The sequence below is a fragment of the Sphingobium sp. Cam5-1 genome, assembly GCF_015693305.1.
Taxonomy (GTDB): Bacteria; Pseudomonadota; Alphaproteobacteria; order Sphingomonadales; family Sphingomonadaceae; genus Sphingobium.
Genome location: NZ_CP065139.1, coordinates 868,367 through 882,477 on the forward strand (window position 1 = coordinate 868,367; position 14,111 = coordinate 882,477).

General features: G+C 61.2%; 14 protein-coding genes. 7 read left to right on the forward strand and 7 right to left on the reverse strand.

Annotated elements, in window-relative coordinates; genetic code table 11:
- Nucleotides 1-37: 37 nt before the first annotated feature.
- Together IZV00_RS17890 and IZV00_RS17895 are read left to right on the forward strand one after the other, a co-directional pair.
- The gene (locus IZV00_RS17890) at nt 38-658 is read left to right on the forward strand and encodes a TetR/AcrR family transcriptional regulator (RefSeq protein WP_196226952.1); all 621 of its coding nucleotides are present in this window, start codon (nt 38-40) and stop codon (nt 656-658) included.
- 72 nt (nt 659-730) lie between these two features.
- Nucleotides 731-2,674: a flavin-containing monooxygenase gene (locus tag IZV00_RS17895; RefSeq protein WP_230463414.1), complete on the forward strand. Its 1,944-nt coding sequence runs from the start codon at nt 731-733 to the stop codon at nt 2,672-2,674.
- A gap of 80 nt (nt 2,675-2,754) precedes the next feature.
- Here IZV00_RS17895 and IZV00_RS17900 read toward each other — a convergent pair whose 3' ends face one another.
- Genes IZV00_RS17900 through IZV00_RS17920 form a run of 5 tightly spaced genes read right to left on the reverse strand, consistent with a single transcriptional unit; the run spans nt 2,755 to nt 7,165 of the window.
- Nucleotides 2,755-3,507 (reverse strand): SDR family NAD(P)-dependent oxidoreductase, encoded by a 753-nt coding sequence (locus IZV00_RS17900; RefSeq protein WP_196226953.1) that lies wholly within the window; start codon nt 3,505-3,507, stop codon nt 2,755-2,757.
- Nucleotides 3,504-4,631, reverse strand: a complete 1,128-nt coding sequence (locus IZV00_RS17905; RefSeq protein WP_196226954.1) for a Gfo/Idh/MocA family protein — start codon at nt 4,629-4,631, stop codon at nt 3,504-3,506. Before IZV00_RS17905 ends, IZV00_RS17900 begins: the two co-directional genes overlap by 4 nt.
- Nucleotides 4,631-5,485 (reverse strand): sugar phosphate isomerase/epimerase family protein, encoded by an 855-nt coding sequence (locus IZV00_RS17910; RefSeq protein WP_196226955.1) that lies wholly within the window; start codon nt 5,483-5,485, stop codon nt 4,631-4,633. The genes IZV00_RS17905 and IZV00_RS17910 overlap by 1 nt, the downstream gene beginning before the upstream one ends.
- The gene (locus IZV00_RS17915; protein ID WP_196226956.1) at nt 5,482-5,895 is read right to left on the reverse strand and encodes a VOC family protein; all 414 of its coding nucleotides are present in this window, start codon (nt 5,893-5,895) and stop codon (nt 5,482-5,484) included. Before IZV00_RS17915 ends, IZV00_RS17910 begins: the two co-directional genes overlap by 4 nt.
- Nucleotides 5,896-5,899: 4 nt before the next feature.
- Complete coding sequence (locus IZV00_RS17920; RefSeq protein WP_230463415.1) at nt 5,900-7,165, reverse strand: DUF1214 domain-containing protein; 1,266 nt, start codon at nt 7,163-7,165, stop codon at nt 5,900-5,902.
- A gap of 241 nt (nt 7,166-7,406) precedes the next feature.
- On the opposite strand from IZV00_RS17920, the gene IZV00_RS17925 reads away from it, so the two are divergent.
- The gene (locus tag IZV00_RS17925; protein ID WP_196226957.1) at nt 7,407-8,477 is read left to right on the forward strand and encodes a hypothetical protein; all 1,071 of its coding nucleotides are present in this window, start codon (nt 7,407-7,409) and stop codon (nt 8,475-8,477) included.
- Nucleotides 8,478-8,547: 70 nt separating this feature from the next.
- On the opposite strand, the gene IZV00_RS17930 is transcribed toward IZV00_RS17925, so the two are convergent.
- The gene (locus IZV00_RS17930; RefSeq protein WP_196226958.1) at nt 8,548-8,958 is read right to left on the reverse strand and encodes a nuclear transport factor 2 family protein; all 411 of its coding nucleotides are present in this window, start codon (nt 8,956-8,958) and stop codon (nt 8,548-8,550) included.
- A 180-nt stretch (nt 8,959-9,138) separates the two neighbouring features.
- Between IZV00_RS17930 and IZV00_RS17935 the strand changes: the two genes are divergently transcribed.
- The 4 genes from IZV00_RS17935 to IZV00_RS17950 are packed head-to-tail and all read left to right on the forward strand — an operon-like array spanning nt 9,139 to nt 12,687.
- Nucleotides 9,139-10,218, forward strand: coding sequence for a Rieske 2Fe-2S domain-containing protein (locus IZV00_RS17935; protein ID WP_196226959.1), 1,080 nt, complete (start codon nt 9,139-9,141; stop codon nt 10,216-10,218).
- Between the two features lie 13 nt (nt 10,219-10,231).
- A complete protein-coding gene (locus tag IZV00_RS17940) occupies nt 10,232-11,095 on the forward strand; it encodes an SDR family NAD(P)-dependent oxidoreductase (protein ID WP_196226960.1) in 864 nt (287 codons plus the stop codon).
- Between the two features lie 11 nt (nt 11,096-11,106).
- On the forward strand, nt 11,107-11,859 hold the full coding sequence (locus IZV00_RS17945) for an SDR family NAD(P)-dependent oxidoreductase (protein ID WP_196226961.1): 753 nt from the start codon (nt 11,107-11,109) through the stop codon (nt 11,857-11,859).
- Nucleotides 11,860-11,889: 30 nt separating this feature from the next.
- Complete coding sequence (locus tag IZV00_RS17950) at nt 11,890-12,687, forward strand: sugar phosphate isomerase/epimerase family protein (protein WP_196226962.1); 798 nt, start codon at nt 11,890-11,892, stop codon at nt 12,685-12,687.
- Nucleotides 12,688-12,894: 207 nt separating this feature from the next.
- On the opposite strand, the gene IZV00_RS17955 is transcribed toward IZV00_RS17950, so the two are convergent.
- Nucleotides 12,895-14,037: an LLM class flavin-dependent oxidoreductase gene (locus IZV00_RS17955; RefSeq protein ID WP_196227520.1), complete on the reverse strand. Its 1,143-nt coding sequence runs from the start codon at nt 14,035-14,037 to the stop codon at nt 12,895-12,897.
- Nucleotides 14,038-14,111 lie beyond the last annotated feature (74 nt).

A 14,111-nucleotide genomic window follows, 5' to 3' on the forward strand; every position in this document is an offset into this window, starting at 1 on the left:
GGGAACGTCGCCAACCGCATCTGCTGAAGGGAAATCAGTGCCTGTCCCGGCGCGGATAGGCCGGGCAGACCAGACGCTCGCGAAGAAGCGCCGCCTGCTCCAGATCGCGCGTGAGGAGTTCATCCGCCAAGGCTATCGGGCGGTCACGATGGATGCGATCGCACAGGCGGCAGGCGTGTCCAAGCGCTCCCTCTACCTTTGGCATGAAGACAAGGCGGCCCTTTTCCGGGCCTGCCTTGCCGCCGGGGTAGAGCGTTTCCCGCTGCCGCAATTTAGCGATCCTGCCGAGCCGGAAGCTGATCTACGCGCCTTTGGTGTCGCGCTGCTGATGGAATTCACCAGGCCATCAACCATCGGCATGGCGCGATTGTTGTTGCGGGAAGCACATGAGTTCACCGAATTTGGTCCGATGATCCGGCAGAGTCAGGACGATTTTCTTATCTTGCCCTTGGCCAACCATCTTGAGCGCGCGGGGGTTGCAAACGGTAACAAAATAGCAGCGGCGAAATTGCTGCTCGGCATGTTCCTTATACCGGTTCACAATTATCTGCTGATCGATGCCGCGCTCCCGGATGAAAGGGAATGCGAGGGTCATGTGAGCATGGTCGTCCGCACCTTTCTTCAAGGGTGCAGGGGGAAGGAAGACGGCGCCGCTTGACTAAATAAGCAGCTCCGATTATCCACAAGTGAGCGTTTACTCACAATGATGAGTCGGAGAGGATTGCGGACGATGGCTGAGCATGCTGATGGCGCGGTGATGGCACGGGACTGGCACGATCGCAGCCTGCCGATGGCCGATAGCGAAGAATTGCGTAACGCGCTGGAGGAAGCGAACATCCAGACGCTGCTGATGGTCTATGTGCATCTGACCCATGACTCGGCGATGCTGGACATCTTCGCCAACTATATCAAACCGCCTTTCTCCGTTCCCAACACGGAAATTCCCGACGAATATAGCCAGGAACTGCGTACCAAGCTGCTCCACGTGCTGACGACCCCCGGCGCCGCGCGCGAGGATGATCCGTCCGACGCGCTGATGAAGCGGATGATGAGCGTCGGCGTGGGCGAGGAAGTGGCTGACGAATTCCTGCCGCTGCTGTTCGACCAGATCGGTTTCAAATTGCCCAAGCCGCGCAAGGAAATCGAAGGCCGTGTCGCACCGCAGCCGGACTTCAAGGTGCTGGTCATCGGCGCCGGCATGACCGGCCTTGCCGCCTCGCTGAAACTGGAAGAAGCGGGTTACGAGCATATCGTGATCGAAAAGAATCCCGAAGTCGGCGGCACCTGGTACGAAAACCGCTATCCCGGCGTGGGCGTGGATACGCCCAGCCACTTCTATTCCTATTCCTTCGAAATCACGCCGGAATGGTCGCATTACCATCCCAAGGGCGTGGATATGCAGAAATATCTGCTGCACGTAGCCGACAAGTACGACCTGCGCCGCAACATCCGCTTCAATACCGAAGTCGTCGCCTTGCGCTATGACGATGCAGAGGCGGTGTGGAACGTCACGGTGCGCGGCAAGGATGGCACGGAAGAAGTCATCCGTGCCAATGCCGTCATCAACGCCCATGGTCCGGTGAACCGCTGGAAGTGGCCCGACATTCCCGGCCGCGAGGAATTTCAGGGCAAGATGATGCACACCGCGACCTGGGACCCGTCCGTCCGGATCGAGGGCAAACGCGTCGGCATCATCGGCACTGGCGCCAGCGCCGCGCAGTTGATCGGCGCGATCGCGGATCAGGTCAGCGATCTCACCGTCTTCATGCGCACGCGCTACTGGTCGATCTACAATCCCGAGATCAATCATGAGGTGTCGCCGGGCATGAAGTTCGCCCTGCGCTACATTCCGCATTTCCGCGAATGGTTCCGCTTTCGCGTCTACTGGTTCGCGGCGGACGGCCTCTACGCCAATGTCGTGAAGGACCCCGAATGGCCGGTCGATAGCCCGTCCGTCTCGGCGGCTAATGAAGGCGCGCGGCAGTGGGCGCTCGCCCATCTGGAAGCGAAGTTCCACGACCGTCCCGACCTCAAGGAAAAGCTGACGCCGGACTTCCCGATCTTTTCCAAGCGTATCATCCTGGACGCGGGCTGGTTCGACGCGCTCAAGCAGCCCAATGTCACGCTGGAAGATGGCGGCATCGAATGCTTCACGCCCAAGGGCATCCGCACCAAGGACGGCAAGGAGTATGAGTTCGACATCATCGTCTGCGCCACTGGCTTCGACGTCGCCAATATGATGGGCAAGCTGGAAATCCATGGCAAGGGCGGCCGATCGCTGCGCGACGAATGGGGTAACGACGACCCGCGTTCCTATCTGGGCGTGACCGTGCCGGGCTATCCCAACTATTTCATGACGGTTGGTCCCAACAGCGCGCCCAACCATGCGGCGGGCCAGAACCTGATCTCGGAAGCGCAGGTCAACTACATCATCGAATGCCTGGACTGGATCAACGAAAGCGGCGCTCGTGCAGTCGAACCTACGCAGCAGGCGTTTGAACAGTGGAACCGGGAGGTCGAGGAACAGATGAAGAATATGATCTGGACCCACCCGCGGGCGAACAGCTACTATAACAACTCGACAGGCCGAGTATTCCTGTCATGGCCGTGGCGACTGGTGGACCTTTGGAACCAGACCCGTGGTCCCGCCAAGGAGAATTTCGAACTGCACTGAGCAGATCGAACGAAACGACATAGGACAAGAGCCGGTCTGGAAGGACCGGCTCTTGTCGTTTCTACGCGTTTCTTATGGGATCAGCCTGAAACGGTGTACCCGCCGTCAACAGCCAGGGTCTGACCCGTGATCCACGCCGCGCCGGGGCTCGACAGGAAAAGGATCGCGTTGGCGATATCTTCGGGCGCGCCCGGCCGACCCAGGGGCGTCCTTGCGAGCGTGGGCGCCATCCAGTCTTCCTGCGCGAAGGTTCCTTCGGTCATGCGGCTGCGCGTCAGCCCTGCGGCGACGGCGTTGACGCGGATCCCGCGCTCTCCCCATTTGACCGCGAGTGACCGGGTCAGGCCGAGCAGGCCGGTCTTGGCAGCGCCATAGCCCGGCACGATCGGAATGCCGAAATAGCTGCTCATCGACGCGATGCTGACGATGCTTGCGCCGCCTGCGATGCTGCTTTGTGCCAGCAGGTCCGCGCTCTGCCGCGCCATGCGGAAAGCGCCCACCAGCAGCATGTTGACGGCGCGCGCGAATATCTCGGGTTCATATTCGTCAAGGCCGAGGCTGGGCAGTGCCACTCCGGCATTGTTCACCAGAATGTCGAGCTTATCCAGGCTGGCCGCCACCGCGTCGATGCTTTGGCCGTCCTCAACATCCATCTGAAGATAGCGGTAGCCTGACAGATCGCCGTCATAGTCGGCGGCACTGCCACGCGTGCCGGTGATCGTCACATTCGCCCCGGCTTCAAGATAGGCGGCGGCGGCGGCGGCACCAATGCCGCTGGTGCCGCCGGTGACGAGGACATGCGCCCCGGAAAAATCATAGGATGGGTTCGTCATACAGTCTCCACTTCAACCCAGCGGCCTTCCGCCGCCGAAAGGCGCGCGGCATCGAGCACGGCCTGTCCTACCGCCGCATCAAGAAAATCGCCCGCCGGATCAGGCAGGGGCGGCGCGCACCCTTCAATTCTTGCCTTCAACTGGCGGAACAGCTTGGCATAAGGGGCGACATCAAAGCCCTGCGTGTGCCAGCGATCCATTTCCGTCTGGATCAGCTCCGCGACGGCAAAGGGTTCGGGCGCAGGATTGACCAGTTCGGCAGGCATCGGAACCTGTCGCGCCCCGTTCGCGTCCTTGATCCACACCTCTTCGGGATCGCCAAAGGCGCTGCCCGACTGAATCCAGGCCGCGCCCTTCGTCCCCGCCACCTTGGTCGCCATGACGAATGGGCCGGGGAAGTTCATCGCCGCCTCGATCACGCCCATGCACCCGTTCGCGGTCCTGAACTGCACATTATAATAATCGTCGGATGTCATCGCGGGGCGAGTCGTGGTCAGCTTGCGCAATATCGCGTTGACCGCCACGATTTCTCCCAAGGTCGAACGAACCTGATCGATCATGTGCGTGCCGAACGCGCCCAGGAAGCCGCCGCCTTGCGCCGCATCCGTCCACCAATCGGCCAGCGGTTCTTCCTCACCCGTGCCCGGCTGCTGGTAGATGCGGCTGAACATCAGCGGATCGCCGATAAGGCCGTCTTGCACCACCCGGCGCAGCAGCGCCTGCGCGCTATCGAACCGAAATTCCGCCCCCAGCGCATGGACGACGCCAGCCTTGTTCGCCGCGTCCAGCATCTCGCGCGCCTGCGCCAGATCGCGCGCAAAGGGCTTTTCGCACATCACGTTACGCCCGGCTGCAATCGCCTGCATGACGGGCGTGTAGTGTGCGTGCGGCGGCGTTGCGACCGTCACCAGCCGGATCGCCGGATCATCGGCAAGCACCTGTTCCAGATTATCCGACGCCAGCGGGATGCCGATCGGCGCCGCACGCTCCGCCGTGCGTTCCCGGTTGCGCCCGACAATGGCACGAACCTCGAAGCCCGCCTCCCGCAAAGCCCTGACATGCGTGAACAGGCCAAAGCCCGTGCCCACGACCACTGCGCCTATTGGCGTTTGCTCTTCACTCATTACGTGTCTCTGGCCTTTCTGATGATGTCGCGGGCGGCTGGCGCCCAGGAAGCGATGGCTTCGGCCATGGGCAACGAGCTGGTCTCGGCCGAAAAAATCTCCACCGATATGGGTGCCGTCGCCCCGATCCGATCGAGCGTGCGGATGAAACGAGTAAGGTCGAAGCTAGCCTGTCCCGGCACGAGGCGGGCGGTCATCGTCTCGTGCATCAGGTCGGATTGCGGCTCTGGGGGCGCGTCGTTTATCTGGATGGTGTGGATGCGCGCCCCCGGAATGCTCTCCAGCAAGTCGAAGTTCGCCCCGCTCCGGAAGAAATGCCAGCTGTCGAGCGTCAGGCCGCCGTTAGGCCTGCCCGCCGCCTGAACGATCGCCCAAGCACTCGCCAGGTCGGGAATGCCGCCAAAGGGCAGAAATTCGATATGCGCCTTCATGCCATGACGGGCGGCGAGGTCGCAGAGATGAGCAAAGGCTTCCGCAGCCTCATCAAGCGACGGAGTGACCCCCATCATCTCCACCGCCGTGACGGAAGGCGACCCGATGCGCGCGGCGGTTTCCACTACGCGCTCGGGCGTCAGCGAGCGGAGCAGGGCGGCCATGGGGGCATCATCCCCGGCGCTGCGGTGGCCGGGTAACCAACAGGCCGTGCAATCCATCTCCATCACGGCCAGGCCATGATCCGCGATCCGCTTGCCGATGTCGGCGGCGCTCATCCCCGCCTCCTCCAGCGCCCAGATGTCGCCGGGCATCAGCGATATGGCGGAAAACCCGGCTGCCCGCGCGGGTGCCAGCCGTTCCAGCAGCGGAACATGGATGAAGGGCGGGGCAGAAAGGACAAGCATCGGGTCGTTCGTCATGCGTCCTCCAGATGGAAGTTGAGTTCCAGGATGATCCCGTTCCGCTCTTCCACGAACAGTTGGCACAGGTTAGCGGGCGGATAATCCTTCCGCACGACGCCAAGACCGGCGGTTTCCAATCGTGACAGCATCGTGGGCAAATCGTCGCATCCCAACGCAACATGATGCACAGCGCCGCTGCCCCGTGCAGGGGTGAAGGGAAACGCGTCGTCGCTGGGGTAGTGACCATCGACAGGGCCGATATGGATGATCGGACGATCGCCGGGATCATATATCCAGCACCCCTTGTCGATGGACTCCGCCCCCGGCGCGACATCGGCGCGCAGGCCCAGCACGTCGCGGAAGAAGGCGGCGGTGCCAGGCACGTCGGCGGTCCGGATGTTCACATGGTCAAGCGTTCGTACAGTCATGACATCAGTCCGCGAACTGACCGGTCAGGATTGCCGCGCCGGGATCGAGTGCGGCCGTGCCCTCTGCCTCCAGGCGCGCAAGCGGCAAGCGCCACAGATTTACTTCCGCCGTGCTTTCGGTGCGCACCAGCCGAAGCCCCCAAATGCCCCGTTCATGCCCATAGCTATTCACCCAGTTGCCGCCCAGACCCGGGTCGCGCTCAGCAATGAAGATGCGGACCCGACCATCTGGCTCTGCAACGAAACGGTAATTGTTGACCCATCCGTTGCCATCTTCGAACGTGTCGAGATTTTCCTGCCACATGTTGCAGATCTGGAAGTTCCAATATTCGCACTCTGGCGGCACGAATTCCAGCACCAGCGCCTCGTCCAGCCCCTTTTCCCAACCGCCGAAAGCTACATGGCGGTCGGGCACGCCACCGTTGGACAGATATTGCGCGCGGCTATAGTCCAGCCGGTTCAGCTTCGCCGCGAAATTGCCCTGCGTGCCGTTCCACCAGTTGCGCACCAGTTCCGCATAGCCAAGCACGCCCTGCGCCGCCCAGGCCAGATTGTTCGCCATCAACGCGGGCGTCACCGGTTCGGGCGCCGCGCCATCCATCCGCTCGATCCGCAGACCCGGAGCGATTTCCTTTTCCCGGTCGCTCCAGACGAGCCGGATGAGGATGCAGTTGGTATCGGGTTGCAGCTTCAGCCAGTTCTTGCCTTCGCCGGGATCATTTTGCGACATGATGATTTCGAACGTCCCGTCAGCTTCGATATGAAGCTGCTGACTGCCGAGGAAGCCGGTGGTTTTCAGGTTGGAAGGGTCGAACTGTTTCAATCCCTCTACGCCGAGCTGCGCCCAATCACGCGCGCCCAAATCGTCGGGCGCTGGGGCGGTCAATATGGCGAGGACGAAATAGGGTATGGTCCCTCGTGTGCCAATGATCCGGTAATCGCGGGCTTCATCGAACTGGCACATCAGATGGTCCTGATCGACCGTCTGCACGTTGATCGACTGGCGCCACACCATGTCGCGCAGGCGCGGCCGGGTGGGTTCGGCATTTTCGATCAGCCGCTCAAAGCTCGACCGGGCGACCCGCGTCAGAAAACGATACCATTCTGCCCGGTCGAGATCGGACGGATCATCGCCGAACCGGTCTATCATTTTACCGGCGACTTTCAGGACGTCGCAGAAATCTTCCCATGACTGGCCGGACAACAGCCGTTGCGCGGCCCGCGATTCAATCTCGCGCTTGTCCATCGATCCTTTCAAGGCGTCAGTCATCGCGCCGCATCCTCTCCTTATTGGATGGCGGAAGGTGCCATCATCCCCGTCGCGCGGCCAGCCAATCTTCTGTCGATCCCGTGCCATTATCCTTCCTGTGTGACGCAAAACATGCCCGCCGGGGCCAATGTACATTTCTGTGCCAACCAAGATTGACCAAAAAGTTATAATACGATAACTTTACGGCGTTTAAAGGCGGATGGAATGATTCGTCCGGTGTTTGGAGAGGAGTTGCAAAATCATGTTGAGCAATGAGCAGAAGCGGCGGTTGTCCGACATACTGCAACCTGTTTCGCCACCGCGCGAGCTGAACAATGTATATACCGAGGATCAGCGTCGGCGGCTGCTGGATGTCGTCCACAGCGGTGCCTGGAAGCTCATCATCGCGCAGCATTTTCCGACGCCGGAATCCTTGATCGCGACCTTCGCGGGCGGCTTTCCGGAAGGATTCGAACCGTCCCTGGACATGTTCCTGACGCCGACATTCCGTGGCTTCTATGCCAATTATTCGACATGCATGTATCCGGAGATTCAGGATACCTTCTATAATCCGACGTTCCTGGAATATGCCAAATCCTATTGGAACGCGGATTATGCCAAACCCCAGATGATGTTGTTCAACGTGAACGGCCCCTGCGGCAATACTGATCCGGGCCATCTGGATTCGCCCAGCTTCCGTGGCGTGCGTTTCGAAAACTCGCCCACCTGGCTATGTTCGATCATGGGCCGGTCGGGCCTGTTCCAGGACTATCTGATCAAAATGGCGCAGGTGATCACCTGGTTCAGCCATGATCCCAATAGCGGCTTCACCTATTGGCCCAAGGGTCCGCTGGAAAAGCCCGCGCGGTTGCAGCCGCCCGTCTATAACCGTGGCGTGGTTGTGCAGAACGAAATGCTCGTCCATCGCGGCGAAGCCAACGGCCCGATCGAGCGCCGCAAGCCGAAAGGCCTGGGCTTTGACTCCCTTTTCAGCGGCGAACCGGGCAACCCCGATGGCTGGCTGGTGAAGACGGGGGACGAAGTCATCGAGCGTTATCATACCGACGATCTGCGCTTCCTCGTCCACTGGTCGGCCGAAGTGTTCGAAGATTATGCCGAGCTTAAGAAGAACATGGATGGGTCGGATAACCTCAGCTATGATCAGGTGTTCGACACGCTGATCAAGGATGTCCGTTCGCGCGGTTTCCAGATTGAGACGCCGACCGATCCACTGAACGATCCGGTTTTCATCAAGGCGCTGAACGCCGCTTACGATTATGGTGGCCCGGCCGAATATCCGGCCGAAGCGCCGCGCGAGCTGGTCGCCGCCTGAGCGCAAGCGGACAGCAGGAGTAGGAATAAGGGGCGTCCCGTCAGGGCGCCCCTTTCTTCATGGCCACCGTTCAGGGGGCTGGTTCCAGGTCCTCCGGACCCCAATAGGCCTTCAGGCTGGAGATCTTTCCCTCTCCATCGAACGTGCAGACATCCAGCGACCTGATGAGCAGGCGCGGGCCTTCCGGGGGCTGAAACGTCACATCGAACACGAGCGCCGCCGCATTGGCATGCGATCCCCGGATGGGTGCGACCGGCCGGATGTGTGTGTCAAACGCGATCGTGTCGCTGAACCATGCACGGATTTCCTCGCCAGTCTTGGGGGGAGAACCAACCGGGTCCTCGATCACTGCATTGGACGCGAACAGCGCCAGAACGCCGTCCCGATCGCCCGCGTTGATGCGATCCACATATGCCTGAAGCGCGGCCCGCATGTGCGCCTGGTCAGGTTCCGGCACGTCGGGTGGAGAGGGTTCGGACATATCCTGTCTACCTCGTTATCCATAGAGCTATAGCGGCCATTAATAGCGCATTTAACATATCAACTTGCCTTTATGATGATGTTTTGCGTAGAAAGCGGAAGATTTCAAAAAGGCTATAGGCGAGGCTGTGACTCGCCCCATTAGCTGCTAATTTGCCATGGGCAGTGAGAGGATCAAGAAATGGCGACATCGTCGGACTATCGTCTGGGAGACTTCACCTTCCCTCGTGGCTGGTTCATGGTGGGCGAGAGCGCCGAGGCGACGAACGTGCCCAAGGCGATGCGCTATCTGGGCCAGGACATGGTGATGTACCGTGGCGAGAGCGGCAAGGTCTATGTGACCGAAGCCTATTGCCCGCACATGGGCGCGCATCTGGCGAAGAACACGACGAGCTACATCGTGCGCGATGGCGAGCAGGTGCAGGGCGAGTCGATCCGCTGCCCCTTCCATGGCTGGCAATATGGCCCCGACGGCCAGTGCAAGAACATCCCCTATTCCGACTTCGTGCCCAAGGCGGCGAAGCTAAAGACCTTCCCGGCGATGGAACGGGCGGGCACGATCTGGATCTGGCATGATCCCGAAGGGCTGGAGCCCAATTTCGACCTGCCCGATTTCGGCGGCCATTATGACGCGCCGGGCTGGGTCAATTGGAAGATCGACTATATGGGCGATCTTGATATCCACCCGATCGAGGTGGTCGACAACATGGCCGACTTTGGCCACTTCATCCCGATCCATGGCGCGAAGGACTTCGTCTACTTCGCCAATGAGTTCAAGGATCACATCGTCCACCAATATTATGCCGCCGGGCACCGCACGCTGACGCTCAATCCCGAAGACGTGCTGACGCTCGACACCTGGTACACCGGTCCCTCGATCCTCCAGTCGGAGATGGCGGGGACGTTCGACAGCTTCATCATGATCACCCACACCCCGATCGAGGATGGCAAGATCCGCGTCTGGCATGGCCTGATGGTGCAGGTGAATGATGGCACCGCGCCGGTGACGGACGAGCTGCGCGCCGCAGCGCTGGAATATCAGGAAGGCAGCCGCCTCGCCTTCGCCCAGGATGTCGAGATCTGGCAGAACAAGCGGGCCTGCCTCAACCCGCTCGTCATCCCCAATGACGGCCCCTATGGCAAGGTGCGCAGCTGGTACAAGCAGTTCTACAACCCCCGCGACAAGACGCCCGACATGCACAAGCGCACCAACGGCCTGCATGTCACGCTCGACAAGCGTAGTTCCACGCAGGCGGCCTGAAGGAGAAAATAAAATGGAGAGAAGTGAACGTCCGGTCGCAATCGTAACGGGCGCCAGCCGGGGCGCGGGTCGCGGCATTGCCGTCGCGCTGGGAGAGAAGGGCTATCGCGTCTATGTGACCGGCCGCTCGATACGCGAAGGCGACGCGGAACTACCCGGCACTATAGGCGCCACGGCAGCGCAAGTGGACGCAGCCGGTGGCGAGGGCCGCGCGGTGCAGGTCGATCATGCCGATGACAGCGCCATCGCCGCGCTGTTTGATCGCGTGCGCGACGAAAGCGGTCGCCTCGACATTCTGGTCAATAATGTAGCTGCGTTAAATGACGACCTGGTCAAGCCCGGCCCCTTCTGGGAAAAGTCCACCGGCCTCGCTGACATATTGAATGTCGGCTTGCGCTCCCACTATCTGGCGAGCTGGCACGCCGCCCGCATGATGGTTCCGGCGGGCGATGGTCTGATCGCCTTCACCTCCTCCTTCGGGTCGGTCTGCTACATGCACGGCGCGGCTTATGGCGCGCAAAAGGCGGGCGTGGACAAGTTCGCCGCCGACATGGGTGTCGATTTCCGGGGCACGGGGGTCGCGGCCATATCGCTGTGGATGGGACCCCTGCTGACGGAACGCAGCACCCGAACGCTGTCGGAACATCCCGAACAATATGAAAAGTTCATGGTCGACGCGGAAACGCCGGAATTCAACGGGCGCGTGATCGCCGCCATCCATGATGATCCTAAGCGTGACGAGTTGAACGGCCAGACGCTGATCACGGCTGAAATCGCCCAGCGTTACGGCATAACCGAAGCGGGCGGTCGCACGCCGCCCTCCTACCGCGCGATGTTGGGAGATCCGCGCATCCCTCATCCCGCCATCGTGGCATGAAGGAGCAGGCCATGGACTTTGGACGCCGATTTGCAGGCAAGTCGATCATCGTCACTGGCGCGGCGTCCGGCATCGGACGCGCGACCGCGATCCGCCTTGCCGCAGAGGGCGGTCGGGTGCTGGCGGTCGATTTGGATGAGCGGGGGCTGGAAACGCTGCGGCAGGATCAGCCCGGAATTGCCATTCGCGCGGGGTCAGTGGCTGACGAACCGACCGCCCGCTCGATCGTGGCGCAATGGGTGGAAGAGGTCGGGCAACTCGACGTCCTCGTCAACATGGCGGGCATCATCCGGTCGAGCCACGCGGCAACGACCGATTACGAAGCCTTCATGTCCCTCATCGCGGTCAATATGGGCAGCACCTTCCTGATGTGCCGCGAAGCCTTGCCGCATCTGGAAAAGGTGAAGGGCAACATCGTCAACGCCGCGTCCACCTCCAGCCATTTCGGCCATCCCTTCCTCACCGGCTATGCCGCCAGCAAAGGCGCCGTTGCCGCCTACACCCAGAGCCTCGCCTGGGAATATGTGAAGCGCGGCGTGCGGGTGAATGCGGTTGCACCGGGCGGCATTGAAACGCCGCTCGCCAACAGTGTCCAAACCGGCATGGTGGAAGGCGCCGATTGGGAGTTGTATAATCACCTGGGTCCGATCAACGGATTTGCGACACCCGACAAGATTGCGGGCGTAATCGCCATGCTGGCGAGTGAGGATGGAGGGCACATGAATGGCACAGTCGTGCGCGTTGACGGTGGCGTTCACGCCTGAGGTATCAGGCGCGGCAGGGGGCTGGCTCTCATGACGCTTCCTGAAAATGGCCTTTGCCTGGACCATCTTTCGCTGGTGAACCTCGACGCCCTGACAGTGATCGAGGCGGCCGCCAGCGCAGGCTTCACCGCCGTCAGCCTGTTCGTCACGCCGATCCCGATCAGCCCGACGCCTGACCTCATTCTGGACAAGAGCGCACGCAAGGCGGTGATTTCCGCATTGCGCGACACCGGCCTTCGAGCAGGCGTCATCGAACCTTTCATGCTGGATGCCGAGCCCGATTGGGATTTGCTCGAACGCAGCGCCGAACTGACGGCGGAACTGGGCGGCACAGTCAATATATTGGGCCTCGACCCGGATCATGCACGGCTGCGGGAATCGCTGGCGCGCATGGTGGAGATTTGCCAGCGGGCGGGTGCTCCCGCCATCATCGAACCCTATCCGCTATCCTCAATCCGGTCGCCTTCACAGGCGCTTGAGATCGCCCATTCCCTGGGCGCGGAGGTGGGCCTTTGCATCGACACGCTCCACGTCATCCGCAGCGGCGGAAGCTGGGACGATGTGGCCTGCCTGCCGCCTGAGCGTATCCGCCATGTCCAGCTGAACGATGGTCCGCTTGAGGCGCCTCATGACCGGGTCAATGAAGCCGTGTTCGACCGCCTGCTGCCCGGTGAAGGTGAATTCGGTCTCGCAGCTTTGCTTCCGCTGCTCCCGGCCCATGCGACTATCGCCGTGGAGGCGCCATCGCGTGCCTCTGCAAAGGGAGAACCACATGAGCGCGCGGCTCGGCTGATGCAGGCAATGACGGCCCTGTACGCACGCGGCTAGAGCGTCATCCTATATCAACACTACCCTCACCCCGTTCGGGCTGAGCTTGTCGAAGCCCTTCTTTTTTAGAAGGAAAGCCGTTGGCTTCGCCGACCTTCGGCTCGACAGGCTCAGGGCGAACGGAGGTGGGGATCGGCATAAAAGACACGGCGCTTGAGGGTTAGCGCAGAGCCAGGCGGAGCATTTCGCCCCGCCTGCACCGTTACTTCATTCCGCAGCCAGCGTCGCCTGCTCACGGAAATAGGGGATCACCTTCTCGCCGATATTGCGGATGGTCTCCATGATCACTTCATGCGGGATGCCGCCCATCTGGAACATGAACAGGATTTCGTCGGCGCCCGCATCCTGCAAACGCTTGACTTGCCGGATACAGTCTTCAGGCGTGCCATAGGCGTCCTCGACCACCTCGAAGCTTTCGGTGTGGTGGCCACCGATGGTGATCTTCTCTTCCGACAGCCAGGCCACCGTTTCTTCCTTGTGGCGCTGAAGCGCGGCAAGGCTTTCGCTGGCGTCCAGGTCCTCCACATCGGGAGCGGGACCGCCCGAATACCAGTGCCCCAGCGATTCCACAAAGAAGCGCTGCCCGCGCAGGCCGATGCGGCGTGCCTTCTCCCGATCTTCCAGAACCACGGCGGGGCAAAGCGCCGCGAGATGTTCGGTCGGACGATAGCCAACCTGATCCTCGGCCTTCCGGTTCTTGAAAGCCTCACGATAAATGGCGTTCTTCTGCGCAATGTCGCTCGGTCCGGCAAAGCCGAGGACCAGTGCGCCGATGCCGCGCGATCCGGCGGTGGTCAGCGTGTCGGCGCGGGTGCAGGCCATGTAGATCGGCGGATGCGGGTCCTGCATCGGGCTGGGATGGATCGGACGGAACGGGATTTTCACGAACTCGCCATCATGTTCGATCTCGCCATGCTTCAGGATCTTGGGGATCAGATACATGCTTTCGTCGATCATCGGCGGCAGGTCTTGCAGGTTATAGCCGAAGGTGCCCGCTTCCTGCTGCGTCCCGCCCTTGCCCATGCCGAAATGGACACGGCCATTCGACAAGATGTCCAGCGTGGCGATGCGCTCGGCGACCTTCACCGGATGGTTCATCGCGGGCGGCAGGCAGACGACGCCATGGCCGATGCCGATGCGCGACGTGCGCCCGGCGAGGTAGGCGAGGAAAGTTTCCGGTGCGGACATATGCGCATATTGGGTCAGCGCGGTATGTTCGACGGCCCAGATCGTGTCGAAGCCCATTTCCTCGGCATGGATGGCTTGCTCGATAATGTCGCGGAACACCTGCTGTTCGTTCTGGCGCGACGTGTCCGCCATCTGCGCTTCGTAAATGATCGAGAATTTCATCATCTTCTCCACAAAACTTTCTTTCGTGGAGACAGGCTATGCCGAGTGCCGTGCCGCATCATCATCCAAATGGA

Excerpts from the sequence above, each read along its gene's own strand:
- IZV00_RS17895 (WP_230463414.1), top strand. The coding sequence starts at position 731 with ATGGCTGAGCATGCTGATGGCGCGGTGATGGCACGGGACTGGCACGAT.
- IZV00_RS17900 (WP_196226953.1), bottom strand. The coding sequence starts at position 3,507 with ATGACGAACCCATCCTATGATTTTTCCGGGGCGCATGTCCTCGTCACC.
- IZV00_RS17905 (WP_196226954.1), bottom strand. The coding sequence starts at position 4,631 with ATGAGTGAAGAGCAAACGCCAATAGGCGCAGTGGTCGTGGGCACGGGC.
- IZV00_RS17910 (WP_196226955.1), bottom strand. The coding sequence starts at position 5,485 with ATGACGAACGACCCGATGCTTGTCCTTTCTGCCCCGCCCTTCATCCAT.
- IZV00_RS17915 (WP_196226956.1), bottom strand. The coding sequence starts at position 5,895 with ATGACTGTACGAACGCTTGACCATGTGAACATCCGGACCGCCGACGTG.
- IZV00_RS17920 (WP_230463415.1), bottom strand. The coding sequence starts at position 7,165 with ATGACTGACGCCTTGAAAGGATCGATGGACAAGCGCGAGATTGAATCG.
- IZV00_RS17925 (WP_196226957.1), top strand. The coding sequence starts at position 7,407 with ATGTTGAGCAATGAGCAGAAGCGGCGGTTGTCCGACATACTGCAACCT.
- IZV00_RS17930 (WP_196226958.1), bottom strand. The coding sequence starts at position 8,958 with ATGTCCGAACCCTCTCCACCCGACGTGCCGGAACCTGACCAGGCGCAC.
- IZV00_RS17935 (WP_196226959.1), top strand. The coding sequence starts at position 9,139 with ATGGCGACATCGTCGGACTATCGTCTGGGAGACTTCACCTTCCCTCGT.
- IZV00_RS17940 (WP_196226960.1), top strand. The coding sequence starts at position 10,232 with ATGGAGAGAAGTGAACGTCCGGTCGCAATCGTAACGGGCGCCAGCCGG.
- IZV00_RS17945 (WP_196226961.1), top strand. The coding sequence starts at position 11,107 with ATGGACTTTGGACGCCGATTTGCAGGCAAGTCGATCATCGTCACTGGC.
- IZV00_RS17950 (WP_196226962.1), top strand. The coding sequence starts at position 11,890 with ATGACGCTTCCTGAAAATGGCCTTTGCCTGGACCATCTTTCGCTGGTG.
- IZV00_RS17955 (WP_196227520.1), bottom strand. The coding sequence starts at position 14,037 with ATGAAATTCTCGATCATTTACGAAGCGCAGATGGCGGACACGTCGCGC.